Annotated in this window: 20 protein-coding genes; 11 read left to right on the forward strand and 9 right to left on the reverse strand. The window is 33.1% G+C overall.

The window, feature by feature from the left end; translation table 11 throughout:
- Positions 1–1,335 carry a vanadium-dependent haloperoxidase gene (locus AC2TDS_RS08285; RefSeq protein WP_484738626.1) on the forward strand — a complete coding sequence of 445 codons (1,335 nt, stop codon included), beginning with the start codon at positions 1–3 and terminating at the stop codon, positions 1,333–1,335.
- 31 nt (positions 1,336–1,366) lie between these two features.
- Here the strand turns inward: AC2TDS_RS08285 and AC2TDS_RS08290 are convergent, their stop codons facing one another.
- The 3 genes from AC2TDS_RS08290 to AC2TDS_RS08300 all read right to left on the reverse strand — a co-directional run bounded on the left by AC2TDS_RS08290 (position 1,367) and on the right by AC2TDS_RS08300 (position 2,686).
- Complete coding sequence (locus AC2TDS_RS08290; RefSeq protein WP_484738627.1) at positions 1,367–1,624, reverse strand: DUF6952 family protein; 258 nt, start codon at positions 1,622–1,624, stop codon at positions 1,367–1,369.
- 3 nt (positions 1,625–1,627) lie between these two features.
- Entirely contained in the window at positions 1,628–1,936 is a 309-nt protein-coding gene (locus AC2TDS_RS08295) for a thioredoxin family protein (RefSeq protein WP_484738628.1), read from the reverse strand.
- A gap of 108 nt (positions 1,937–2,044) precedes the next feature.
- Positions 2,045–2,686: a peroxiredoxin gene (locus AC2TDS_RS08300; protein WP_484738629.1), complete on the reverse strand. Its 642-nt coding sequence runs from the start codon at positions 2,684–2,686 to the stop codon at positions 2,045–2,047.
- A gap of 303 nt (positions 2,687–2,989) precedes the next feature.
- On the opposite strand from AC2TDS_RS08300, the gene katG reads away from it, so the two are divergent.
- Positions 2,990–5,212: a catalase/peroxidase HPI gene (gene katG / locus AC2TDS_RS08305; RefSeq protein WP_484738630.1), complete on the forward strand. Its 2,223-nt coding sequence runs from the start codon at positions 2,990–2,992 to the stop codon at positions 5,210–5,212.
- A gap of 362 nt (positions 5,213–5,574) precedes the next feature.
- Here the strand turns inward: katG and AC2TDS_RS08310 are convergent, their stop codons facing one another.
- Entirely contained in the window at positions 5,575–6,738 is a 1,164-nt protein-coding gene (locus tag AC2TDS_RS08310) for a sigma-54-dependent transcriptional regulator (protein WP_484738631.1), read from the reverse strand.
- A 498-nt stretch (positions 6,739–7,236) separates the two neighbouring features.
- On the opposite strand from AC2TDS_RS08310, the gene AC2TDS_RS08315 reads away from it, so the two are divergent.
- Positions 7,237–8,754 carry a phosphatidylserine decarboxylase gene (locus AC2TDS_RS08315; protein WP_484738632.1) on the forward strand — a complete coding sequence of 506 codons (1,518 nt, stop codon included), beginning with the start codon at positions 7,237–7,239 and terminating at the stop codon, positions 8,752–8,754.
- A 169-nt stretch (positions 8,755–8,923) separates the two neighbouring features.
- Here AC2TDS_RS08315 and AC2TDS_RS08320 read toward each other — a convergent pair whose 3' ends face one another.
- The 3 genes from AC2TDS_RS08320 to AC2TDS_RS08330 all read right to left on the reverse strand — a co-directional run bounded on the left by AC2TDS_RS08320 (position 8,924) and on the right by AC2TDS_RS08330 (position 12,203).
- Positions 8,924–9,748 carry a mechanosensitive ion channel family protein gene (locus tag AC2TDS_RS08320; RefSeq protein WP_484738633.1) on the reverse strand — a complete coding sequence of 275 codons (825 nt, stop codon included), beginning with the start codon at positions 9,746–9,748 and terminating at the stop codon, positions 8,924–8,926.
- A 201-nt stretch (positions 9,749–9,949) separates the two neighbouring features.
- Complete coding sequence (locus AC2TDS_RS08325) at positions 9,950–11,269, reverse strand: ABC transporter permease (protein ID WP_484738634.1); 1,320 nt, start codon at positions 11,267–11,269, stop codon at positions 9,950–9,952.
- 4 nt (positions 11,270–11,273) lie between these two features.
- Complete coding sequence (locus tag AC2TDS_RS08330; RefSeq protein ID WP_484738635.1) at positions 11,274–12,203, reverse strand: ABC transporter ATP-binding protein; 930 nt, start codon at positions 12,201–12,203, stop codon at positions 11,274–11,276.
- Between the two features lie 458 nt (positions 12,204–12,661).
- Between AC2TDS_RS08330 and AC2TDS_RS08335 the strand changes: the two genes are divergently transcribed.
- The 5 genes from AC2TDS_RS08335 (at position 12,662) to AC2TDS_RS08355 (ending at position 19,663) form a co-directional block, all read left to right on the forward strand.
- Entirely contained in the window at positions 12,662–13,120 is a 459-nt protein-coding gene (locus AC2TDS_RS08335; RefSeq protein ID WP_484738636.1) for a MarR family winged helix-turn-helix transcriptional regulator, read from the forward strand.
- A 14-nt stretch (positions 13,121–13,134) separates the two neighbouring features.
- Positions 13,135–15,540, forward strand: a complete 2,406-nt coding sequence (locus AC2TDS_RS08340; protein ID WP_484738637.1) for a 3-hydroxyacyl-CoA dehydrogenase/enoyl-CoA hydratase family protein — start codon at positions 13,135–13,137, stop codon at positions 15,538–15,540.
- 4 nt (positions 15,541–15,544) lie between these two features.
- On the forward strand, positions 15,545–16,735 hold the full coding sequence (locus AC2TDS_RS08345) for an acetyl-CoA C-acyltransferase (protein ID WP_484738638.1): 1,191 nt from the start codon (positions 15,545–15,547) through the stop codon (positions 16,733–16,735).
- 20 nt (positions 16,736–16,755) lie between these two features.
- Positions 16,756–18,564: an acyl-CoA dehydrogenase FadE gene (locus AC2TDS_RS08350; RefSeq protein ID WP_484738639.1), complete on the forward strand. Its 1,809-nt coding sequence runs from the start codon at positions 16,756–16,758 to the stop codon at positions 18,562–18,564.
- A 247-nt stretch (positions 18,565–18,811) separates the two neighbouring features.
- A complete protein-coding gene (locus tag AC2TDS_RS08355) occupies positions 18,812–19,663 on the forward strand; it encodes a rhomboid family intramembrane serine protease (RefSeq protein WP_484738640.1) in 852 nt (283 codons plus the stop codon).
- Between the two features lie 31 nt (positions 19,664–19,694).
- Here AC2TDS_RS08355 and AC2TDS_RS08360 read toward each other — a convergent pair whose 3' ends face one another.
- The gene (locus AC2TDS_RS08360; RefSeq protein ID WP_484738641.1) at positions 19,695–20,147 is read right to left on the reverse strand and encodes an Lrp/AsnC family transcriptional regulator; all 453 of its coding nucleotides are present in this window, start codon (positions 20,145–20,147) and stop codon (positions 19,695–19,697) included.
- Between the two features lie 166 nt (positions 20,148–20,313).
- On the opposite strand from AC2TDS_RS08360, the gene AC2TDS_RS08365 reads away from it, so the two are divergent.
- The 3 genes from AC2TDS_RS08365 to AC2TDS_RS08375 all read left to right on the forward strand — a co-directional run bounded on the left by AC2TDS_RS08365 (position 20,314) and on the right by AC2TDS_RS08375 (position 23,427).
- Positions 20,314–21,459: a histidine decarboxylase gene (locus tag AC2TDS_RS08365; protein ID WP_484738642.1), complete on the forward strand. Its 1,146-nt coding sequence runs from the start codon at positions 20,314–20,316 to the stop codon at positions 21,457–21,459.
- A gap of 296 nt (positions 21,460–21,755) precedes the next feature.
- Positions 21,756–22,139 (forward strand): BlaI/MecI/CopY family transcriptional regulator, encoded by a 384-nt coding sequence (locus tag AC2TDS_RS08370; RefSeq protein ID WP_484738643.1) that lies wholly within the window; start codon positions 21,756–21,758, stop codon positions 22,137–22,139.
- The gene (locus tag AC2TDS_RS08375) at positions 22,132–23,427 is read left to right on the forward strand and encodes a peptidoglycan DD-metalloendopeptidase family protein (protein ID WP_484738644.1); all 1,296 of its coding nucleotides are present in this window, start codon (positions 22,132–22,134) and stop codon (positions 23,425–23,427) included. Before AC2TDS_RS08370 ends, AC2TDS_RS08375 begins: the two co-directional genes overlap by 8 nt.
- Before the next feature lie 121 nt (positions 23,428–23,548).
- Here the strand turns inward: AC2TDS_RS08375 and AC2TDS_RS08380 are convergent, their stop codons facing one another.
- Positions 23,549–23,872: a hypothetical protein gene (locus tag AC2TDS_RS08380; protein ID WP_484738645.1), complete on the reverse strand. Its 324-nt coding sequence runs from the start codon at positions 23,870–23,872 to the stop codon at positions 23,549–23,551.
- Positions 23,873–24,382: the final 510 nt, after the last annotated feature.

Raw genomic sequence — 24,382 nt, forward strand, 5'->3', positions numbered from 1 at the left:
ATGACTTTATTTAAACAAACACTTACCATATCTGTTGTTCTGTTATTAATTAGCTGCAACACAACAGAACCCAAGAAGATAGACATTAATTCAGAACTGTATCACGAAACGGTTGACAAATTAAACTCAATAATTACTCATGATGTTTTTTCTCCCCCTGTTGCAAGCAGAATTTACGCCTACCCAAATGTTGCCGCCTTTGAGGTTCTCAACAACCATAATAAAACAGGTTTGGATAAGATTACCTGCAAAAAAAGTAAATTCAACTTCGCTCCATTACTCCCCGCTAAAAATGTAAATATTAAACTATCGGCTTTAATTGCATTTCTAGACGTTTCTAAAGAATTAATCTTTTCTGTAGATGAAATGACTCGTTATAGAGATAGTTTATATCAAAAATGGGAGCATGAAAACTCAAATGAATTTGCAGCATCAAAAAAACACGGTCTTTACTATTCAAAAGAGATTATAAAATGGATAAACAAAGATAACTATAGAGAAACTAGAACTCTCCCTGAATACAATATCTCAACAAATAGCGGTGATATATCAAAATGGACTCCTACACCACCCTCTTATATGGATGCTATTGAACCACATTGGAATAAAATCAGACCTTTCGTGCTTGATTCAGCAAGTCAATTTAAACCTGAGCCCCATCCAAAGTTCTCTATTAAAAAAGCCACGAAGTTTTATGATGAATTACTGGAAGTTTATGAGATAAATAAAAAAATAAAACAAGTTGGTGATGATTCTGAAGAAATCGCTATTGCGCAATTTTGGGATTGTAACCCTTATGTATCTGTTGCAAAAGGACACTATATGTTTGCCAAAAAGAAAATAACCCCTGGTGGACACTGGATAGGTATATGTAAAATCGCTTGTAGAAAAACAAAAGCTGATTTTCAAAAAACGGTAGCTGCATACACCAAAACGTCCATAACCATAGCAGACGCATTTATTAGTTGTTGGGATGAAAAATACAGAAGTAATCTTGTAAGACCTGAAACATTAATAAAAGAATACATTGATGACAGTTGGGAACCTATACTTCAAACACCTCCTTTTCCTGAATATTCAAGTGGTCACTCTGTTGTTTCTGGAGCGGCATCAGAGATACTAACCTTTATTTTTGGTGATAATTTTAGTTTTGATGACGATACTGAAATCCCCTACGGCCTACCAACACGAACCTTTTCATCATTTTATGAAGCAGCTAATGAGGCTGCAATCAGTAGATTATATGGAGGAATCCACTATAGAGCTGCCGTTGTAGAAGGGTTAAAACAAGGAAAAAAAATCGGAAAACACGTTGTTCAAAAACTACAACAGTAAAAAGATAAGAAACCGAGTTTGACTCGGTTTCTTATTTATCTATCGATCCTAAAACTCGTTGCATAAAATTATTTAATGCTTCTTTTTTAGGTGTTCCTTCTTGCATCATTTTCGCTACTTCAATAGCGCCGTACATATTTGAAATCAATTCACCAATGACGTCTAACTCCTCATCTTTTAAGGAAGAGACTTCTGTCAAGTTTTCAAGCGTTTCGATAGTTTCCAATATGTAGTCTTGGTCATTTTCTTCTATAAAAGAAGTTAACTGTTTAATTACTGGTAACTTCATAACTTATACAACTTCGTTTACCAACTCTTTTAATACATCAAACTTATTAGTTTGCACTTGATTTACTAACTTACCGTCAACAAAAGCCGCGAATGTTGGTAAATTATCAACCGTTGCTAATTGTCTACTTTCAGGAAATTTCTCTGCATCTGCAATAATGAATGATACTGCATCATTTTCAACAGCCATTTTCTTAAATTTTGGTTTCATTATTCTACAGTTCCCGCACCATGTTGCAGAAAATTGAACAACTACCGTTTTTGTATCGGAAACAATTTGCGCTAAATTGTCTTGACTTAATTCTTGTACCATGATTTTAAATTTTAAAGATTTTCGTCTAACTAAAAAGTTACACGTTTAACTTGTAGTGAAGATGAAGTTCGTGTTTTACAACAATGCAAAACACGAACTTAGTTTTTATTAATGAACAGCTAAATATTCTGCTGTAGCCTTAGCGTTAGGCTCCATTGCTTTCTTTCCTTCTTCCCAGTTTGCAGGACAAACTTCTCCTTTTTCTTGAACGTGAGTATACGCATCTATTAAACGTAAATATTCATTTACATTACGACCAACAGGCATATGATTCACTCCTTCATGAAAAACAGTTCCTTCTTCATCTATAATATAAGTAGCTCTATAAGTTACGTTATCTCCTTCAACTTGCACTGTACCCGTAGCCTCATCGTACGTTTCATTAGCAATGTCTAAAATCCCTAAGATTGACGATAAATTACGGTTACTATCTGCTAATAAAGGGTATGTAACTCCTTCTATACCTCCGTTATCTTTTGATTGATTTAACCAAGCAAAATGAACTTCAGGAGTATCACAAGATGCACCTATTACAATAGTATTTCTTTTTTCAAATTCTGATAAAGCTTCTTGAAAAGCATGTAATTCTGTAGGACATACAAAAGTAAAGTCTTTTGGATACCAAAATAACACCACTTTTTTCTTTTTATTTACTGCTTCTTCTAAAATATTTAACTTAAACGTATCGCCCATTTCATTCATTGCATCAACGTTCAAATCTGGAAATTTTTTACCTACTAATGTAGCCATTTTCTATTTTTTTTTATGATTAATAATTTATATGTTCTATTTAAAACTAACACAAATGTATTTTGTTTATTAGTTTTAAAAGACTAAAAACAAAAAAAAAATCTTATAGTTTAATAGAAATTATCAATACTTAACCAAAGAAAGTATCAGTATTACAAATAGAAAGCACTTAAAACACTATAAAACATAACAATAAAAACTATCATAACATAAAATTATACTAAAATAAAAAATATAGATAAAAATTATTAAATGCTTTATTGTAAATTTGTGAAACACGAACGTAACAAAATTAAATAAAACATGAAAGACACTAACTTACACAAATCCAACGGAAAAGGGAAGTGTCCTTTTTCAAGTGGTCAGCTAAATCATGGAGCTGGAGAAGGAAGTACCAACAGAGATTGGTGGCCAAATCAATTAAAATTGAATATTCTTCGACAACATTCATCTTTATCAAACCCGATGGGAGATAACTTTAATTATGCTGAAGAATTTCTAAAAATTGACCTAGAGGAATTAACCAATGACGTTGATGCTCTCATGACAGATTCTCAAGATTGGTGGCCTGCAGATTATGGTCATTATGGTCCGTTCTTTATTAGAATGGCTTGGCACAGTGCTGGAACTTACAGAATACATGATGGTAGGGGTGGCGCGAGATCCGGAACTCAACGATTTGCTCCCTTAAATAGTTGGCCAGACAACGGAAACCTAGACAAAGCGAGGAGGTTACTTTGGCCGATAAAACAAAAATATGGACGAAAGCTTTCTTGGGCAGACCTTATGATTTTTGCCGGAAATAGAGCTTTAGAAACTATGGGATTCAAAACTTATGGATTTGCCGGTGGTCGTGAAGATCTTTGGGAACCTGAAGAAGATGTCTACTGGGGCCCTGAAACTACTTGGCTAGGAGACAAACGATACACGGGTAAAAGAGAGCTTGAAAACCCATTAGGTGCAGTTCAAATGGGACTAATTTATGTAAATCCTGAAGGTCCTAATGGTAATCCTGACCCCATTTCTTCAGGGATAGATATCAGAGAAACCTTTGGAAGAATGGCGATGAATGATGAAGAAACTGTAGCTTTGGTTGCTGGTGGGCATACGTTTGGAAAAGCGCACGGAGCCGCTAATCCAGATCAGTATGTAGGTAGAGAACCTGAAGGAGCAAGTATAGAAGAACAAGGCTTAGGATGGAAAAACACATTTAAAACAGGTGTTGGTGATGCTACTATAACCAGTGGAATTGAAGGAGCCTGGACTCCAAACCCTATTCAATGGGACAATGATTACTTTGATGTGTTATTTGGATACGAATGGGAATTAACAAAAAGTCCTGCTGGTGCTCATCAATGGAAACCCACAACAGCCTCTAAAGCGCGAAAAGCTCCACAGGCTCATGATAGATCAAAGACGCAAGATTTAATGATGACTACGGCAGATATGGCTTTAAAATTAGATCCTGTATACGCTCCTATTTCGAAACGTTTTTATGAAAATCCCGCAGAATTTGCCGATGCTTTTGCGAAAGCATGGTTCAAATTAACTCATCGTGACATGGGACCAAAAGTTTTGTACCTAGGTACCGATGTGCCTTCAGATGAATTAATTTGGCAAGACCCAATTCCTGCCATAGATTATGAACTAATTGATACTAATGACATCGCCAATTTAAAAGCAAAAATACTGAATACAGATTTATCTATTTCTCAACTCGTTGCTACTGCATGGGCTAGCGCTTCAACTTTTAGAAATTCTGACAAACGCGGCGGTGCAAATGGTGCCCGAGTTCGTCTCGCTCCACAAAAGTATTGGGAAGTTAACAACCCTCTAGAGTTATCAGGAACTCTAAATACCTTAGAAAAAATTCAACAAGACTTTAATAACGCTCAGTCTAACAACAAAAAAGTTTCGTTGGCAGATTTAATTGTTTTAGGGGGGTCAGCAGCCATAGAAAAAGCTGCTTTAAAATCAGGTTTTGACATCACCGTCCCTTTCAGTCCTGGTCGTAACGATGCTTCTATAGAACAAACAGACCAAGAATCTTTCGCTGTACTAGAACCTTCTTCTGACGGTTTTAGAAACTATAAAAATGCAACTTATAGCGTTTCTTCTGAAGAATTGTTAATTGACAAAGCACAATTACTTTCATTAACTGCTCCTGAAATGACCGTATTATTAGGAGGAATGCGTGTATTAAACACTAATTTTGATGGTTCAAAACATGGTGTTTTTACAGACCATCCGGAGACATTATCTAATGACTTTTTCACGAATCTATTAAATTTAGATATAGAATGGAAACCAGTTTCCGAATCAAAGGAAACTTTTATAGGAATAGAACGTTCATCAGGAGATGCCAAATGGACAGGAACAAGAGTCGATTTAATCTTCGGTTCCAATTCTGAATTGAGGGCGCTATCAGAAGTATATGCCAGTAATGACGCACAAAAACAATTTATTAAAGATTTCACAGATGCTTGGGTGAAAGTTATGAATTTGGATAGATTTGACTTATCATAACAGAAACTAAACCTTCACCATAAAAAAGTAGAAGATTAATTAATAATCTTCTACTTTTTTATTTCGATCTATATAAACTATTATACCGATACTCAGGTAAAGGCTACACCCCTTTCCCTTACAGAAACCTTTTTGTTGTAACTATCGATCGCGTTTACCATAAACAATTATGGCCGTTAAATTAACGACAAAAGTAGTATTATACGATTTACAGATAAATATTTCGTATATAGGTATTGAATTATTTTAAGTTAGTTTAAGGCATAAAACTTTAGCATAGCCAAGCTATGGTTAAGTTTTATAACGCAAAAATAGCTACAAAAGAAATAATAGATATGCGAAATATTTATTTGTAAATCGTATTACTTACTAGCAAAAAGTTTTATATCATTTTCAGAAACAACTTTTTCTCCAAGAATAATTAAACGTTCAACTACATTTCGTAACTCACGAATATTACCAGTCCAATCATACTCTTGCAATAACTTTACAGCCTTCCCTGAGAATTTCTTTATTGGAGTACCTTGTTCTTCTGCAATTTTATTTGCAAAAAAATCAACTAACAAAGGAATATCTTCTCTTCTCTCATTTAAAGCTGGCACCTTCACTAAAATAACTGCTAAACGATGATATAAATCCTCTCTGAAACGACCTTCTTTAATCTCTTCTTTCAAATCTTTATTGGTAGCGGCAACCACGCGCACATCTACCTTTATGTCTTTATCAGAACCCACACGCGATATTCTATTTTCTTGCAATGCCCGCAATACTTTTGCCTGAGCAGACAAACTCATGTCTCCAATTTCATCTAAAAATATCGTTCCTTTATTCGCCGCCTCAAATTTACCAGCTCTATCTTTATTTGCCCCAGTAAAACTCCCCTTAACATGTCCAAACAACTCACTTTCAATTAACTCAGAAGGAATTGCCGCACAATTCACCTCTACCATAGGAGCCTTTGACCTATCCGATTTTTCATGTAACCAATGGGCAACAAGCTCTTTACCCGTTCCATTAGGTCCTGTTATTAAGACACGAGCATCAGTAGTTGCTACTTTTTCAATAATGTTTTTTATATGTGTGATCCCCTCACTCTCTCCAATCATTTGATGATTTTTACTCACCTTCTTCTTTAGTCGCTTGTTTTCGACAACAAGTTCTTTTCTATCAAGTGCATTTCGAACCGTATTCAACAAACGATTTAAATCCGGGGGTTTAGAAATATAATCAAACGCTCCTAAACGCATAGTATTTACAGCAGTATCTAAATCACCATGACCAGAAATCATAACTACTGGTATCTCTGGTTTTAACTTTTTTGCTTTCTCTAATACCTCAACACCATCTATTTTTGGCATCTTAATATCACACAATACCAAATCATAATCTGTATCTTTAATCATCTCTAGCCCCGCCAAACCATCTTCAGCTTCCTCCACTTCATATGTGTCATTTTCTTCTGAAATAATTTTCTTTAATACTCTGCGAATTGCTGCTTCGTCTTCTATTATTAATATTTTACTCATATCTATATTTTTATTCTTTCCCTACTATAGAAAAAGATGTCATTTGTATTAGCTCTATGTTTTTTGTTTATCATACTTCATGCCATATATTCCATTCAAAAAAAAATTGAATGAAAAACGTAGTATTTTCACATAAAAATCCATAAAACTAAACAATACAAAAGCATTTATTTACGCTATAATTATTGGTTTTAAAAATACAGAAATTTCATAGCATTTTAGATATCTCATAAAAATTAATTCCTGTGTGGTTCATTCCGCATTTAGCCCCCATCTCTTAAGCCCTAAAAAGAAACACTTATACCTAAATAACTTACGTTTAAGATATTATTCCAAAAACTAATCAGTATTTTTTCAAAATTTGAGTTATACTGTTTTTCTTAAAATAACTTTTAAGAGTTACACCAAACTACTACACCCCTTAGATTTACTATGCTTAATGCTAAGACTATTTTTAAATAGTCTTACTAGACACATTAATCCCAAACCTCAATAAAAATGGACATTAAAACACGTAAAGAAAATCTAACAATCGTAGGTAAATGGTCACCTTACGAGTCATTAACTACAATGGAGCTCATCGCTTTTAACCAAGCGATTCAAAGTGAATCAGAAGTTCATTATAAGCCTTTGCTTGTTTCGAAACAAGTAGTAGAAGGAACTAACTATAAATTTAAATGTGAAGTATCTGCCCCACCTACTCTGGTTATCTGGGAAGCAATCATAGAAATTTTTCAACCATTGGACGGCCCGCCATATATAAAAAAACACACCAAACCATTTATTGAACTAACAAAACAATTAGCTACCGATAACATATTTGCTAGCGCATTAGTAAGTTCCATTCAAACCGCAAAAAAACGAACGATAGCCAACCTTAACAAAGAGCTATACATTGCTATTAATGAAGAGTTTAACGGAAATGGATGGCCTGAGAATGAAAATCAATATATTGCTTACCTAACGCATTACTCAGAATTAATTCCTAATGAGATAAGCAGTAAAAAATATCCTAATGCATGGAAAAGTGACCTAACAACAAATGGATATAATAAAAAAATATTTGATATCTTATGTCAATTCTATTGGCTAATAAATCAAAAAATTGACATCAATGGTAAAACATCGGTTTTACAGAATTACAAAAACCCTAAAACAGGCTTTGATTTCTCAATATGGATTGATGGATTTAATTCATTATGGGGGGAGTTTTTAAACACCTCTATTTCATTATCAAAAGAAACCTTGGCTTCTTTTAAAGCAGATCCTCCTTATCATTTAGAAAATTCATCTGACTATATTAATAACTGGACTTGCTTTAATGATTTTTTTTACCGACAACTTAACGGGGCTGATCCTAAAACGGGGATATCTCCATTAAGACCAATCGCCAACCCCAACAATAACAATACGATTTGTTCAGCGGCTGATTGTACCTATAAGAAGGATTATGCCATAGATAATATTGGTAATATTCCTCAAATTACATTAAAACATACGCATCAATTTTCTTCCATAGAAACTCTTCTTGATGGAAGCCCTTATTCAAAAGATTTTAACAATGGAACATTTGTCCATTATTTTCTGAGTCCATTTGATTATCATAGATTTCATACTCCTGTGTCTGGAACTATTCTAGAATGTAAAACTGTAGTTGATAGTTCATACTTAAATGTTGTTTTAACGAAAGACGGTCAATTTAATGCTCCTGATTCATCGGAAGACGGATATGAATTCAAACAAACCAGAGGCATTATAATTATGGACACAAATACGCTAGGGAAAGTTGCCATTATTCCAGTTGGTATGGCACAAGTTTCATCGGTGCATCTATACAGCGATCTAAAAGGAAAACATGTATGTAAAGGCTTTGAATTCGGGAAATTTGCTTTTGGAGGATCAGATATTATTTTGCTTTTCGAAAAGAACCCTGAGCTAGCATTACGCAAATCCAATTCCGATGGATCACCTATTCACTTTAAATATGGTGAAGAAGTGGCTCTATGGAAAAAATAATACCAGTTATTATTTGAATTTACTGTAAAAGAAAAATCAGTTTTTTTTATATTGAAACAGAAAGGAAAAAAGGACGTTTTATTGCGGTAAATTCAGATGGTAAATGATATAACAAAAAAAGACATAAGAGCGATGCTCTTATGTCTTTTACCTAAAGTCTACACCATATTTATTGTTTCACAATATGAATATCTCTTTGAGGAAAAGGAATAGCGATATTATGCTCTCTAAATAATTCATCTATTTTGAATCGAATTTCACTTTGAGTTACTGCTGCCTGAAAACTATCATTCAATGTAAAAATCAACTTGAACTCTAAAGCACTATCACCAAAATTTTCAAATATAACCAGAGGTGCTGGGTGTTGAAATACTTTTGAATGCTCTTTCGCAGCCAATAAAAGTAATTCTTTTACCAATGTTATATCACTTCCATAAGCCACACCTACACTTACACTTTCTCTTGTAGTACTACCGTTTTGGGTCCAATTATATAAACTATTGGTTAAATACTTATGATTAGGAATAACCATCACCTTATTATCTATCGTTACTGCTCTTGTAGTTCGCAATTTTATCTCTTCTACTCTACCTACCTTTCCTTCTAATTCAATGATATCTCCGACATGTACACTTTGATCTATAATAATAAAAATCCCGGAAATTATATCTTGAAAAAAAGTTTGTAATGCTAAACCAATACCAATTAACAAGGCTGCAGAGGCCGCAAAAATTGCGGTGACATTTACGCCTGACGAACTAAGGGTTATTAAAAATATAATAATGTATACCAACCAACTAGCGAAAGAAAAAACAGTGCCAAATTTATTTTTATCTTCCTGTTGCAGTCTTTTAACAACTAACTTTTTAAAGAATTTTAAAAGAATAGATGCTAGTATAAGTACTATTGTTAAAACTAATATAGCTCTGACACTAATACTAATTTCTTTACTAAACTGAAATGTGTAATTCAGTATTTTATTGAGTTCTTCCATACAGCTGAAAATAAATAAGAATTACTTTCTAACAAAAAAAAGTAGTTGTTTTTTTTAAACAACTACTTTTTTATTCTTTTTTACCTATTTTCAGATAAAGTTACACAACCATTTCCTTAAATTCATGCTTGCGTGTTACCTATAGATGGGCATTTACCATGAACAATTATGGTCGGTAAATAACATCTGAAATAATAGTATTTATCCACTATAGCGAATCCACTTCCATAAATCTTTATAAGAAGGTTTCTTTCCATACATTAAAATACCTACTCGGTAAATTTTTGCAGCAATCCAAACAATCCCTAAAAAGGTTACTATAAGTAACGCCATTGAAATTGCTATTTCCCACCAAGCGACCCCAAAAGGAATTCGCATTAACATGACAATAGGTGACGTAAGTGGCACATAAGAAAAAATGACTGATATAGGGCCATGTGGGTCGTTAATAACAGTTGCAAAACCAACATATACTGCTAAGATTAATGGCAACATTATTGGCATCATAAATTGTTGTGTATCTGTTTCATTATCTACAGCGGCTCCAATAGCCGCAAATAATGAACTGTATAACATATACCCTCCTAAGAAATAGAAAATAAACAGAAAAAATATGGTTAACCATGGTAAATTTCTTATTTCTAAAATAATATCAGCGCCATTCCCCATAATTTCTCTGGCAGCCTCTACTTCTTCAGCACTAACCTTACCCGTTAAAAACTCTGATGTGTTAATTCCTAAAACCAACGACATTACAATAGAACCTATAAACAAGAGTATCCCCCAAATCATAAATTGCAGCAATCCTGCTGACGCATTACCTATTATTTTACCCATCATCAACTGGAAAGGCTTTACTGAAGAAACGATTACCTCGATGATTCTACTGGTTTTTTCTTCAATTACACTCCTCATTACCGATGTTCCGTAAATCATCACAAACATCATTAAAAGATAGCCTGCTATCGCTCCAACTCCTATTTTAAGACCATTTTTTAATTTGGATGATTTTTCACCTGAAAAGTCATACATCTTTATATCTGACGATATTTTAGAAGCTTTAATTTTAGCTAAATCAATACCAAAATTAGTTAATTTTTGGTTTCTTATCTTTTTATCTATCTTACTCTCTAAACTCCCTATTATTCCCATACTAGGAGATTCTTTTGAATAAAACTCAATAGATTTTGAAAGAATTTCTAAGCTGTCTTTTTTCGGTATATATAAAACCCCATAAAAATCACCCTCTTTAACCTTCTTCTTCGACTCATCAATCCCTAATTTTGTAAAATCCTGATATTTTACAGTTTCAGAATCTTTAAATACATCTTCAGAAAAGACACCTGACTCATCAACAAATACTATATTTTTAACATTTTCACTGTTTTTTTTCATTAAAAAAAACACCAAAAAACCCATTGCAATCATAATTAATGGGCTCAAAAAGGTCATTACTATAAATGATTTATTCCTAACTTTGGCAATAAATTCGCGTTCTATAATTAATCGTAACTTTTTCATAAGACTAACTGTTTTTATGTACTGCTTGAATAAAAATATCGTTGGCACTTGGAATTAACTCTACAAAATGCTGCACCACACCTTTACTGGTTAAAAAAGACAATAGATCATTCGGAGAACTCCCGTTGTTTAATTTCACATTTAAACTCAAACCTTCATTAAATAAGGTAAAATCTGCAGGAGACACCGAAAAATGTTCCTTTAAGGTAGCTTCTACTTCTTTTGGATTGCCCGTATTTAACCCTATTTGAAAAGTATTAGTTCTAAACTCTCTTTTTATATCAACCAATTTTCCGTCCAAAATTTTATTAGATTTGTTTATTAGCGCAATATAATCGCACATTTCCTCTACACTTTCCATTCTATGTGTAGAAAAAATAATGGTAGCTCCTTCATCTCTTAACTTGAGTATTTCTTTCGCTATTAATTGGGCGTTTATCGGATCAAACCCAGAGAAAGGCTCATCGAAAATCAACAATTTTGGTCGGTGTAAAACAGTAACAATAAATTGCACTTTTTGCGCCATACCCTTTGATAACTCCTCTATTTTCTTTCCCCACCAACTTCCAATATCAAATTTATCAAACCAATATTTCAGGCGTTTTTTTGCTTCAGATTTCGACAATCCCTTTAATTGAGCCAAATACAACGCTTGCTCACCTACCTTCATACTTTTATATAAACCTCTCTCCTCTGGAAGGTAGCCTATATACTCAACATGATGCGGAGCCAATGTTTCACCATCTAATATGATGCTTCCGCTATCAGGCATCGTAATTTGATTAATTATACGAATAAGGGATGTTTTACCGGCTCCATTTGGCCCTAACAAACCAAAAACACTCCCTTTAGGAACATTCATGGATACATTATTTAATGCAGTATAATCCCCATAGCGTTTTACCACATTATTAATTTCTAATAAATTTTTCATTGATTTTTTAGTTAATTATTCACTGTTTTCTATTTTTTAAGCTTTGACAAACTTACATCTTTTTACAATTAGTTAGTAAGGTCTATACCCTAATTGTTACATTCTCGTATGAAATTTTGAACATCTATCAATCTAAACCTTCTCTCTATTATAAATTTCTCAAAATGAATAAAAAACCAAACTACAAAAACATCATGGTTCTTTTTATAAAACCTCTTACCTTATATTCTATTCCATTTCAGAACTTCCTCGAACACAATAACCAAGTCATACCCCTTAAAATCACTAATAGCAACGAAAACATTTTATCAGAACAAACTACAAAGTTAAAAAAAACAACCTCTTTATGAACGCATATAACTTTTTTAGGTCAATAAGCCACCAAAATAAACTATGCACGCATAATTTTTTCTAAAATATTATGCGTGCATAATATTTTTTTATATATTTGACCCTGTATGGACAAAAACAAATCAATAGATCATCAACTAAGAGCCACTTGGCAGGCAGTTGCAAAAATGTATAACGAGCAAGCTGCTAAACATAATAGTACAATGGCAACGGCTTTCGTTTTACTAAATATTGATTTCGAGGAAGGAACCCCTTCAACCTCACTCGGCCCTTTAATGGGTATGGAACCTACAAGTCTTTCACGTTTATTAAAAACAATGGAAGACAAAGGATTAATTTGTAGAGAAAAAAACCCAAATGACGGTAGAAGTGTTATTATAAAACTGACGGATTTTGGAAAAAAAATGAGAGAGGTATCTAAAGGTCATGTATATCAATTTAACAATAAAGTGAGAGAATTTATTACGGAAAAAGAGTTAGATAATTTCTTTAAAGTAACTACAACAATAAATAAACTCATTACAGATAAATTGATTTATAACAATGTCAACAAAAAAGCTGTATAAAAAACAAATAACAAATGACAAGAAGAATTAAAAAAGTAGCGATTATTGGGTCTGGAATCATGGGTTCAGGTATTGCGTGTCATTTTGCCAATATTGGAGTTGAAGTTTTACTACTAGATATTGTTCCTCGTGAACTTAACGACAAGGAAAAGGCAAAAGGATTAACTTTAGAAGACAAAGTAGTACGTAATAGACTCGTAAATGATGCTTTAACGGCATCCTTAAAGTCGAAACCATCTCCTATTTACAGTAAAAAATTTGCTGATCGAATCACCACAGGTAACCTTGAAGACGATCTGCATAAAATTAAAGATGTAGATTGGATTATGGAAGTTGTAGTTGAACGACTTGATATAAAACAAAGTGTTTTTGAAAAAGTTGAAAAGCACCGTACCCCAGGAACAATCATTTCTACAAATACCTCAGGAATTCCCATTAAATTTATGAATGAGGGAAGAAGTGAAGACTTCCGTAAGCATTTTGCTGTAACACATTTCTTTAATCCTCCTCGTTATTTAAAACTTTTTGAAGTAGTTCCAGGTCCTGATTGTAAGCCAGAAGTAACTGACTTTTTAATGGAGTACGGATCAAAATTCTTAGGAAAAACATCGGTTTTAGCGAAAGACACTCCTGCTTTTATTGGTAATAGAATTGGAATTTTCGGAATTCAATCGCTATTTCACCAAGTAAAAGAATTAGGATTAACAATTGAAGAAGTTGATAAATTAACAGGACCTGTAATTGGGCGTCCAAAATCAGCTACGTTTAGAACAGTGGATGTTGTCGGTTTAGATACATTAGTACACGTTGCAAACGGTATTTATCAAAACTGTCCAAACGATGAAGCTCACGACCTATTTAAATTACCAGATTTCATCAATACGATGATGGAAAACAAATGGTTAGGAAGCAAAACAAAACAAGGTTTCTACAAAAAAGGAGTCACGGCTGAAGGCAAGAAGGAAATCTTATCACTTGATTTAGACACGATGGAATATCGTCCTAAAAAACGTGCTAAATTTGCTACTCTTGAGTTAACAAAAACTATTGATAAACCAATTGATCGCTTTAAAGTATTAGTTGGAGGTAAAGATAAAGCGGGAGAGTTCTACCGCAAAAACTTCGCAGCAATGTTTGCGTATGTACAAAATAGAATTCCAGAGATTTCTGACGAATTATACCGTATAGATGACGCAATGAAAGCCGGCTTCGGATGGGAAAATGGTCCTTTCGAAATTTGGGATGCCGTAGGTATAGAAAAAGGAATCGAATTGATGAAAGCTGAAGGTAAAGAACCTGCTACTTGGGTTACTGAAATGCTGGCTAATGGCTCAACATCTTTCTATTCTGTAAAAGAAGGAGCTACCCACTACTATGACATTCCTGCTAAAAAACAAGTTAAAAAACCAGGTCAGGATGCTTTTATTATTTTAGATAACATTCGAAAAACAACAGAAGTATATAAAAATTCTGGCGTTGTTATTGAGGATTTAGGAAACGGTATCTTAAACTGTGAATTCCAATCTAAAATGAATACCATAGGAGGTGATGTTTTAGCTGGATTAAATAAAGCAGTTGACTTAGCTGAAAAAGATTTTCAAGGGCTCGTAATTGGTAACCAAGGGGCAAACTTCTCTGTTGGTGCTAATATAGGCATGATCTTTATGATGGCCGTTGAACAGGAATATGATGAGTTAAACATGGCTATCAAGTATTTCCAAGATACCATGATGCGCATGCGTTATTCTTCAATACCTACAGTTGCTGCACCTCATGGGATGACCTTAGGTGGAGGATGTGAGTTATCATTACACGCTGACAAAGTAGTTGCTGCCGCTGAAACCTATATCGGATTGGTAGAGTTTGGAGTTGGTGTAATACCTGGTGGTGGTGGTTCTAAAGAAATGGCTTTACGAGCGCAAGATTTGTTCCAACAAGGTGATGTACAATTGAATGTACTGCAAGAGCATTTCTTAACCATTGGTATGGCTAAAGTAGCAACCTCTGCTCATGAAGCTTACGACTTCAATTTATTACAAAAAGGAAAAGACGTGGTGGTAGTTAACAAAGACCGCCAAATAGCGGAAGCTAAAAAACACGCATTATTATTAGCAGAAGCTGGTTATACACAGCCTGCAAAACGCAAAGATATATTAGTTTTAGGTAAGCAAGCATTAGGTATGTTCTTAGTAGGAACAGACTCAATGAATGCCTCTAAATACATTTCTGAACATGATCAGAAAATAGCGAACAAACTTGCTTATGTTATGGCAGGTGGAGATTTATCAGAACCAACAAAAGTTACTGAACAGTATTTATTAGACCTTGAACGTGAGGCTTTCTTAAGTTTAACTACTGAACGCAAAACGTTAGAGCGTATTCAGCACATGTTAAAAACTGGTAAACCATTAAGAAACTAAAACAATGAAAACAGCATATATAGTAAAAGGATATAGAACTGCCGTAGGGAAATCTAAAAAAGGTGTGTTCAGATTTAAAAGAGCCGACGAGTTGGCTGCCGAAACCATCAAATTTATGATGGACAAACTACCTGAGTTTGATGTTAGTCGTATAGATGACGTTATTGTTGGTAATGCTATGCCTGAAGGATCTCAAGGATTAAATATGGCTCGTATTATATCATTAATAGGTCTAAACTCTGTTGATGTACCAGGTGTAACCGTTAATCGTTTCTGCTCTTCTGGTATAGAAACAATTGGAATGGCAGTTGCAAAAATACAATCAGGAATGGCGGATTGTATTATCGCTGGTGGAGCAGAAAGTATGAGCTCTGTTCCCATGACAGGTTTCAAACCTGAACTAAATTATGATATTGTAAATGCTGGTCATGAAGATTATTATTGGGGTATGGGTAATACAGCTGAAGCTGTTGCTCAACAATTTAATGTATCTCGTGAAGACCAAGATAAATTTGCTTACGAATCTCATATGAAAGCATTAAAAGCTTTAGATGAAGATCGTTTTCAAGATCAAATTGCACCGATTAATGTTGAAGAAACTTATGTTGATTCAAAAGGAAAACGTGCAACACGTGAATACACTGTTACAAAAGACGAAGGACCACGTCGTGGTTCAACTGTAGAGGCCTTGGGTAGATTACGTGCTGTTTTTGCAGCGAACGGTTCTGTGACCGCAGGTAACTCTTCACAAACAAGTGATGGTGCTGCGTTTGTAATGGTAATGAGCGAAGACATGGTGAAAGAATTGAACCTAGAACCTATTGCTCGTATGGTAAGTTATGCAGCTGCAGGTGTACCACCACGTATTATGGGAATAGGCCCCGTAGCCGCAATCCCAAAAGCTTTAAAACAAGCTAATTTGAAACAAAGTGATGTAGAATTAATTGAATTAAATGAAGCATTTGCTTCACAATCACTGGCTGTAATAAGAGAACTAGATTTAAATCCAGAAATTATTAATGTTAATGGAGGAGCTATTGCTTTAGGACATCCATTAGGGTGTACAGGAGCGAAACTATCTGTTCAATTGTTCGATGAAATGCGTAAACGTGAAATGAATAATAAATACGGTATGGTAACCATGTGTGTTGGTACTGGGCAAGGTGCTGCAGGTATTTTTGAATTCTTAAAGTAACAAAAAAAATTAACAAAAAAATGTCAGAATTAACGAAAGATATTTTACGCGGAGGACAATTCCTAGTAAAAGAAACTAATTACGAAGATGTATTTACTCCTGAAGATTTTTCTGAGGAGCAAAGAATGATGAAAGAAGCGGTTATGGAATTTAATGACCGTGAAATCATTCCACATAAAAACCGTTTTGAAGCGAAAGATTATGCCTTAACCGAAGAAACAATGCGTAAGGCAGGTGAGTTAGGTTTCTTAGGCGTGGCAGTTCCTGAAGCTTATGGCGGCATGGGAATGGGATTTGTTTCTACCATGTTAACTTGTGATTATATTTCAAGCGGAACAGGTTCTTTTAGTACTGCTTTTGGAGCGCATACAGGTATCGGTACTATGCCTATTACCTTATATGGAACTGAAGAGCAAAAGCAAAAATTTGTTCCTGCTTTGGCTACAGGTGAAAGATTCGGAGCTTACTGTTTAACTGAACCAGGTGCTGGATCAGATGCTAACTCAGGTAAAACAACTGCCGAGTTAACCGAAGATGGTAAACATTATAAAGTAAATGGACAAAAAATGTGGATTTCAAATGCAGGTTTTGCAGAAATCTTTATTGTGTTTGCCCGAATTGAAGATGATAAAAATATTACAGGATTCATTTTAGAATACGATAAGAACAACCCTAATGGTGTTACCATGGGTGAAGAAGAGCATAAGTTAGGTATCCGTGCTTCTTCTACACGACAAGTATTTTTTAACGATACATTAATTCCTGTTGAAAATATGCTATCGGTTCGTGGTGGTGGATTTAAAATTGCCATGAACGCATTGAATGTTGGTCGTATAAAATTAGCTGCGGCTTGTTTAGATTCTCAACGAAGAATTATCACTGAGGCTGTAAAATATGCCAATGAGCGTAAGCAGTTTAAAACACCTATTGCCGATTTTGGTGCGATTAAGTCGAAGTTAGCAGAAATGGCTACCAATGTATATGTAGGTGAATCTGCCTCTTATAGAGCTGCTAAAAACATTGAAGATCGAATTCATATTCGTGAATCTGAAGGAAACTCTCACCAAGAAGCAGAGTTAAAAGGTGTTGAAGAATACGCTATTGAATGTTCTATTTTAAAAGTAGCTGTTTCAGAAGACGTACAGAATTGTGCTGATGAAGGAATTCAAATTTTTGGTGGAATGGGATTCTCAGAAGAAACTCCTATGGAAGCTGCTTGGAGAGATGCTCGTATTGCACGTATTTATGAAGGAACTAACGAGATAAACAGAATGCTTTCTGTTGGAATGTTAGTTAAGAAAGCAATGAAGGGTCATGTCGATTTATTGAATCCGGCGATGAAAGTAGCTGATGAGTTAATGGGGATACCGTCTTTCGATACTCCTGATTATTCTGAATTGTTCTCTGAAGAAAAAGATGTTATTGGTAAATTAAAGAAAGTATTTTTAATGGTAGCTGGAGCTGCTATTCAAAAATTTGGACCAGAATTAGAAAAACATCAACAGTTATTAACGGCTGCCTCAAATATTCTAATTGAAATATACATGGCAGAATCTGCTATTTTAAGAACTGAAAAGAATGCGAAGCGTTTCGGTGAAGACGCTCAAGAAGAACAAATTGCTATGGCTAGATTATATTTATACAATGCCGTAGATATCATTGCTAAAAATGCTAAAGAGGGAATTATTTCTTTTGCAGAAGGTGATGAGCAACGCATGATGTTAATGGGATTAAAACGTTTTACAAAATACACGAACTATCCTAATGTAGTTGAGCTACGTAACACGATCGCAGAAAAATTAAAAGCAGAAAATCAATACTGCTTCTAGTCTTCCTCCTAGAGGAATAGTAAAATTAAATTTCAACATCAGTAGATAAGAAATTATCGTGAAACTGAGTATTGAATAGAAGACTTCTTCAACTTTTATAGGTTTTAGAATTTAGTTGTTTGTTTAAAAGGCCGTTAAATTAAGTTTTAACGGTCTTTTTTCTTATCTTTATTTTAACTAGTACTTTGTTTTGAATTTACAGAATACTAAACAACTCTAATTACCTATTAAATCACCTTAAAATACAATGCTAGACTTAGGAACCGTTGGACTACTTATACTATTTGGCACTATAGTTTTTTCCTATATAGGATTTAATAACTGGAAATTTTTAAATAACTATAAATTTCAGGTCGATAAAATTTTAATCCATAAAGACTATAAAAGACTTATTACTTCCGGTTTTCTCCATGTAAACTGGACGCACCTGATTTTTAATATGTTTAGTTTTTACTCATTCGGTGCTCTTTTAGAACTAAAACTCGGTTCTATAAACTTTTTCCTTATTTATTTTATTAGCTTGATTGCAGGAAATCTATTTGCACTAATACTTCATAAAAAGCATTATGCGTATAGCGCTGTTGGGGCCTCTGGCGCTGTTTCTGGAGTTATCTTCGCCTCTATTGCTTTGTTCCCAGGAATAGGTATTAGTATTTTACTACTTCCTATATCTATACCCAGCTGGTTATTTGGGTTATTATATATTAGTTATACTATTTACGGTATCAAGTCTAACAATGACAATATAGGTCATGAAGCACATTTAGGGGGCGCGTTATTAGGAATGATTGTGGCCATTGTAATTAAACCAACTTCATTAACAGAAAATTCTCTTCCTATTTTATTAACCTTTTTACCTACGATTATTTTTCTCTATTTTGTTATTACGCGACCAGAAATACTTCATATTAAAAAGCCTTTTAAATCTAACAAAAGGCCTGAAATTAGTTCCTATAACCTTAAAGAAAAAGCAGAGGAAGTAATAACTCAAAAAGAATTTGATGAGCTACTTGATAAAATTCTTAAACAAGGAATTGACAAATTAACAACAAAAGAAAAACGACAATTAGAAAACTATTCGAACCAACTAAAAAAATAAAACGGTTATTTTAAGAGGTCATACATTGTTTTTATAACGAAAAAGATGTGCTGTTTTTAAACGAATTCATTACAAAAGAACTGTGTATCGTTGAAATTCCCTCGACTACCGACAGTTTATCATTAATAAAACCCTGAAAGTGATTCATATCATTTACCGCCACTTTTAATAAGAAATCAAAGTTACCAGACACATGGTGACATTCCATTACTTCTGAAAAAGCTAATATACTTTCTTTAAAACTGTCTATTAAATCTTTTTGATGCTTAAAAAGTGTAATTTGACAATAAGCAATGATCTGTTTTCCTATGAGATTTCTATCTAATAAAGCAACATACCTTTTTATAAAACCTTGTTGCTCTAGTTTTTTTATTCGTTCATACGTAGGTGTCACGGACAGGCCCACTTTCATGGCTATTTCTTTAGTGTTTTGTTTTGCATTCTGCTGTAATTCCTTCAATATTTCTCTATCCTTATTATCCATAAAAGAACTCTTTTCTAAAATTAGTTAATTCACAATCCCTAAAAAGCAATATTACTTAAAAAATCGCAATATATAAGATTTATTTACTGATTACGCGCATTTAAAAGATTAAAATTCTAAATATTCGTAAATTTGCATAGAAATATCATCTAATATTTTTAACACTATGGAAAGCATTACCGCACAAAAAAATCGTTTAAACGGTTTATTACATAAAATTAGAGAGGCAAGAAACTCATTTTTAGGGTATCCTGTTTCTAAAGATTTTGACTATTCAGAATTATATGAGTTTTTACAATATCCTATTAACAATTTAGGAGATCCTTTTGAAGATAGCACCTATAAAGTACAGACACATGAAATAGAACGTGAAGTTGTAAACTTCTTTGCAAAAATGTTTAGAGCGAACCCAAAAGATTATTGGGGCTACGTTACCAATGGAGGCTCAGAAAGTAACTTATACGGTTTGTATATCGCTAGAGAAATGTATCCTAAAGCAATGGTCTATTATTCTGAATCTACGCATTATAGTGTAAAAAAGAACATCCATTTATTAAACATTCCTAGTATCGTGATCCGTTCTCAAGAAAATGGGGAAATTGATTATAACGATTTAGAAGAGACGTTAAAGTTTAACAGGCACAAGCCTGCCATAATTTTAACTACTTATGGCACCACTATGAAAGAAGCCAAAGATGATGTTTCTAAAGTAAAAGGCATACTGAAAAAATTAGCAATACAAGATCATTATATACATTGCGATGGTGCTTTAGCAGGGTCTTTTGGTGCTTTTGTGGAACCTAAGATTCCTTTTGATTTTATGGATGGTGCCGATAGTATATCTATTAGCGGACACAAATTTATAGGTTCTCCAATTCCTGCTGGGGTTATTGTTACCAGACGCTCTTTGCGAGACCGTGTTTCTAAAGGTATATCTTATATCGGATCTTTAGATACAACCATTACAGGTTCTAGAAATGGGCATAGCCCATTGTTTTTATGGTATGCTATTCAAAAAATGGGGGTAGGCGGATTAAAAGCGAGATATCAACATAGTTTAGAAGTTGCTCGCTATTGCAAACAAGAATTATTGAAAATTGGTATTAATGCTTGGAGCAATCCAGGTGCCATCACTGTTGTATTGCCTAAAATGCCAGATTCTATTAAAGACAAATGGCAATTAGCAACAGAAGATGACATTACACATATTATATGTATGCCAAATGTTACCAAAAATCAGATAGATGATTTTATTAAAGATGTCTCTTCTGTAATGCAAGAAAAATTAAAAGAAGAAGTTCTGTGTTATTAACTTTTGTCATTTGATACTAACCTACATACTCCACTTAATCATAAATCCATGAATATTAATTAATTACAAAAAACAGTTTTCAATAACCATACAGAAACTAATATGTTTAGGCTACTTAAATCAGTAGCATCACATAGCCTTTTAACAATAAATTAATGCATATAACTATAAATATAGTTTTGAAACTACATTTATAGTTATATATTTGCGTTATAGAATTCCTTAGATATTATTTAACAAAATAATGTTTTAGGAAATTATTTAATAAATGTGTCGCGACATTTTAATCATTAACAATGAAAGAATTAACAAAATCAGAAGAACAGGTGATGAAGGTATTGTGGAAGCTTGAAAAAGCTTTTTTAAAAGATATCATTGCAGTATATCCTGAGCCAAAACCTGCTTACACTACCGTGCAAACAGTAATAAAAGTGCTAACAAAAAAGAAGTTCATTGACTATAAAACCTTTGGTAAAACAAATCAATACTCCCCTTTAGTTTCAAAGGACACGTATTTTAGAAAACATTTTACTAATGTTGTGAATAATTTCTTCAACGGTTCAATTAGTAATTTCACTTCATTTTTCACCGATGATGAAAACATAAGTGTTTCAGAATTGGATCAAATAAAGAAATTGATTGAAACTAAAATTGATAATTTAAAGAATAAAAATGACTGATTTTTTCTATTTATTACTCAAGGTAAACATAGTATTCACGCTATTATTTTCCTTATATCTCATAGCCTTCAGAAAAAATACATTTCATAACTTTAATAGATTGTTTTTACTATTCATTCCGATAGTGAGTGTTTTACTACCTCTAGTTACTTTTAAAACTAGTTATGTAAATTTAGATCTAATCGTAGCTAAAATGCCCGTATTTAAAAATTCTATAGTTTTAAATGAAGGTGCTGCCTCATTACATTATTCAAACACAAAGAACATCTTAACTTCTTTACACCTTAATAAACTGTTGTTTGTTATATATGGGTTAGGTGTGCTATATTTTCTTACTAAGCTCGTTTTGAACATAAGGTATTTAATTAAAATCAAGCAAAATTCTTTGCAAAATATCGATGGAAAACACCTTTTGATATACTCAAACCATTCCTACTATTTTTCTTTTTTCAATTGGATTTTTATTCCAATTGAAAAGCAAAGAACTGTAAATAAAACCATTATTTATCATGAAAAACTGCATGGTATAAAAAAACACACTTTTGATTTACTTATTTGTGAAGTTTACAAAGCCTTTTTATGGTTTAATCCTCTTGTTTATTTCTTTCAAAAACACCTAAAAACAGTACACGAATATCAAGTAGATACAGCTTCTCTAAAAGAAGAGAGCCTTACATCTTATCTCCAAGTCATTCTAGACAATTTACCTTATCAAAACAAAACCAAAATCTGTAATTGTTTTGGAGAGCTAACCATTAAAAAAAGAATAACCATGATTACAAAAAACAAAACTTCTAAATGGAAATTGTTAAACTATACAATTCTATTACCAATAGTAGCTATTCTATTAGTGTCATTCAACTATAGATCTAATACTATAAACAATACTCCAAGTATCTTGCCTATCAAAAAGGGAGACTATATTAAAATTAACTCAAAATTCGGTATGAAAAAACACCCTATTCTTAAATCTGAGAGAATGCATAATGGTATTGATTTTATCGCAAAATCAGGTACTAAAATACGTGCTACGGCCGATGGTGTAGTAACCTTTGCATCCCATAATGGAGGCTATGGAAATATGATTAGCATAAGACACAATGATACATTTGAAACTTTATATTCTCACATGAAAGAATACATTGTTTCAACAGGAGAACAGGTAAAAAAAGGTCAAGTTATTGGTTATGTAGGAAATACAGGGCATTCACTAGCACCGCATTTGCACTACGAAGTTAAAAAAAACAACAAAAATGTAAATCCTGAAGACTATTTCTCTGTGAATTAAAAGGTTTAAACAGTTTTAACCTTTTACTAACTTTTTTAGATCCTCTAAAGTAAATATAAGAATTACAACAACAGCAAATTACAACTTTCTGTTGTTGTAATTTTAGTAATTTGCCCTTAACTCAATATCGTTTCTTTTCTCCTTTTAAGTTTTTCCCAATACAAAAAACAATAATTAAATCTAAACAAATAGCATTACTAACCCAAGCAAAACTCCATTCGTCATTTAGTTCCGTTGGATTTAACATAATTACATTAAAATGATTGTTTGCCCCGTACATTATTGCGGCAATAAATATGAAATATCCCCAACTACCGACATAAGTAATTATAAATGAAAAAGCAATACAGGCTAATGGATAAGTTATAAAAGACTCTAGTGAAATTATAACCTTGAAGAGCCACTGGAAGATGCTAAAACCCCGCACTACCCCTAAAATCAGCACTCCTTTTTATTTCTCTTACTGTAGAAAATAATATCCTTTGTAAACACCCCTCCAACCAATTTGTTTACCAAAAACCATTAAAACGGTAATAAAAAAACCTTAGAATATACTAATAAACAATCGTTGATTTGAACCAAATACTGACCAATCTACAGAGCTTCTTTTTCCTAAAATCACTTGAATATAAAACCCTCCAATAACATATATTTCCAGAATTATAATTATTAAAAATATGGATTTTAACGAGAGAAGTTTTTAGTCATAGATCATTTAAGAGTAGATAAACCATCCGATGAATAATACGATTTACAGATACATATTTCGCATATCTATTATTTCTTTTGTAGCTATTTTTGCGTTATAAAACTTAACCATAGCTTGGCTATGCTAAAGTTTTATGCCTTAAACTAACTTAAAACAATTCAATACCTATATACGAAATATGTATCTGTAAATCGTATAATTTCTAAGTAGTTTATCGATATCACGAAACAAAAAAGCTCCCTTAAA

The sequence above is a fragment of the Tenacibaculum profundicola genome, from assembly GCF_057220795.1.

Bases quoted from the DNA above. Each gene is read 5' to 3' on its own strand.
- AC2TDS_RS08285 (WP_484738626.1), top strand. From the start codon at position 1: ATGACTTTATTTAAACAAACACTTACCATATCTGTTGTTCTGTTATTA.
- AC2TDS_RS08290 (WP_484738627.1), bottom strand. From the start codon at position 1,624: ATGAAGTTACCAGTAATTAAACAGTTAACTTCTTTTATAGAAGAAAAT.
- AC2TDS_RS08295 (WP_484738628.1), bottom strand. From the start codon at position 1,936: ATGGTACAAGAATTAAGTCAAGACAATTTAGCGCAAATTGTTTCCGAT.
- AC2TDS_RS08300 (WP_484738629.1), bottom strand. From the start codon at position 2,686: ATGGCTACATTAGTAGGTAAAAAATTTCCAGATTTGAACGTTGATGCA.
- katG (WP_484738630.1), top strand. From the start codon at position 2,990: ATGAAAGACACTAACTTACACAAATCCAACGGAAAAGGGAAGTGTCCT.
- AC2TDS_RS08310 (WP_484738631.1), bottom strand. From the start codon at position 6,738: ATGAGTAAAATATTAATAATAGAAGACGAAGCAGCAATTCGCAGAGTA.
- AC2TDS_RS08315 (WP_484738632.1), top strand. From the start codon at position 7,237: ATGGACATTAAAACACGTAAAGAAAATCTAACAATCGTAGGTAAATGG.
- AC2TDS_RS08320 (WP_484738633.1), bottom strand. From the start codon at position 9,748: ATGGAAGAACTCAATAAAATACTGAATTACACATTTCAGTTTAGTAAA.
- AC2TDS_RS08325 (WP_484738634.1), bottom strand. From the start codon at position 11,269: ATGAAAAAGTTACGATTAATTATAGAACGCGAATTTATTGCCAAAGTT.
- AC2TDS_RS08330 (WP_484738635.1), bottom strand. From the start codon at position 12,203: ATGAAAAATTTATTAGAAATTAATAATGTGGTAAAACGCTATGGGGAT.
- AC2TDS_RS08335 (WP_484738636.1), top strand. From the start codon at position 12,662: ATGGACAAAAACAAATCAATAGATCATCAACTAAGAGCCACTTGGCAG.
- AC2TDS_RS08340 (WP_484738637.1), top strand. From the start codon at position 13,135: ATGACAAGAAGAATTAAAAAAGTAGCGATTATTGGGTCTGGAATCATG.
- AC2TDS_RS08345 (WP_484738638.1), top strand. From the start codon at position 15,545: ATGAAAACAGCATATATAGTAAAAGGATATAGAACTGCCGTAGGGAAA.
- AC2TDS_RS08350 (WP_484738639.1), top strand. From the start codon at position 16,756: ATGTCAGAATTAACGAAAGATATTTTACGCGGAGGACAATTCCTAGTA.
- AC2TDS_RS08355 (WP_484738640.1), top strand. From the start codon at position 18,812: ATGCTAGACTTAGGAACCGTTGGACTACTTATACTATTTGGCACTATA.
- AC2TDS_RS08360 (WP_484738641.1), bottom strand. From the start codon at position 20,147: ATGGATAATAAGGATAGAGAAATATTGAAGGAATTACAGCAGAATGCA.
- AC2TDS_RS08365 (WP_484738642.1), top strand. From the start codon at position 20,314: ATGGAAAGCATTACCGCACAAAAAAATCGTTTAAACGGTTTATTACAT.
- AC2TDS_RS08370 (WP_484738643.1), top strand. From the start codon at position 21,756: ATGAAAGAATTAACAAAATCAGAAGAACAGGTGATGAAGGTATTGTGG.
- AC2TDS_RS08375 (WP_484738644.1), top strand. From the start codon at position 22,132: ATGACTGATTTTTTCTATTTATTACTCAAGGTAAACATAGTATTCACG.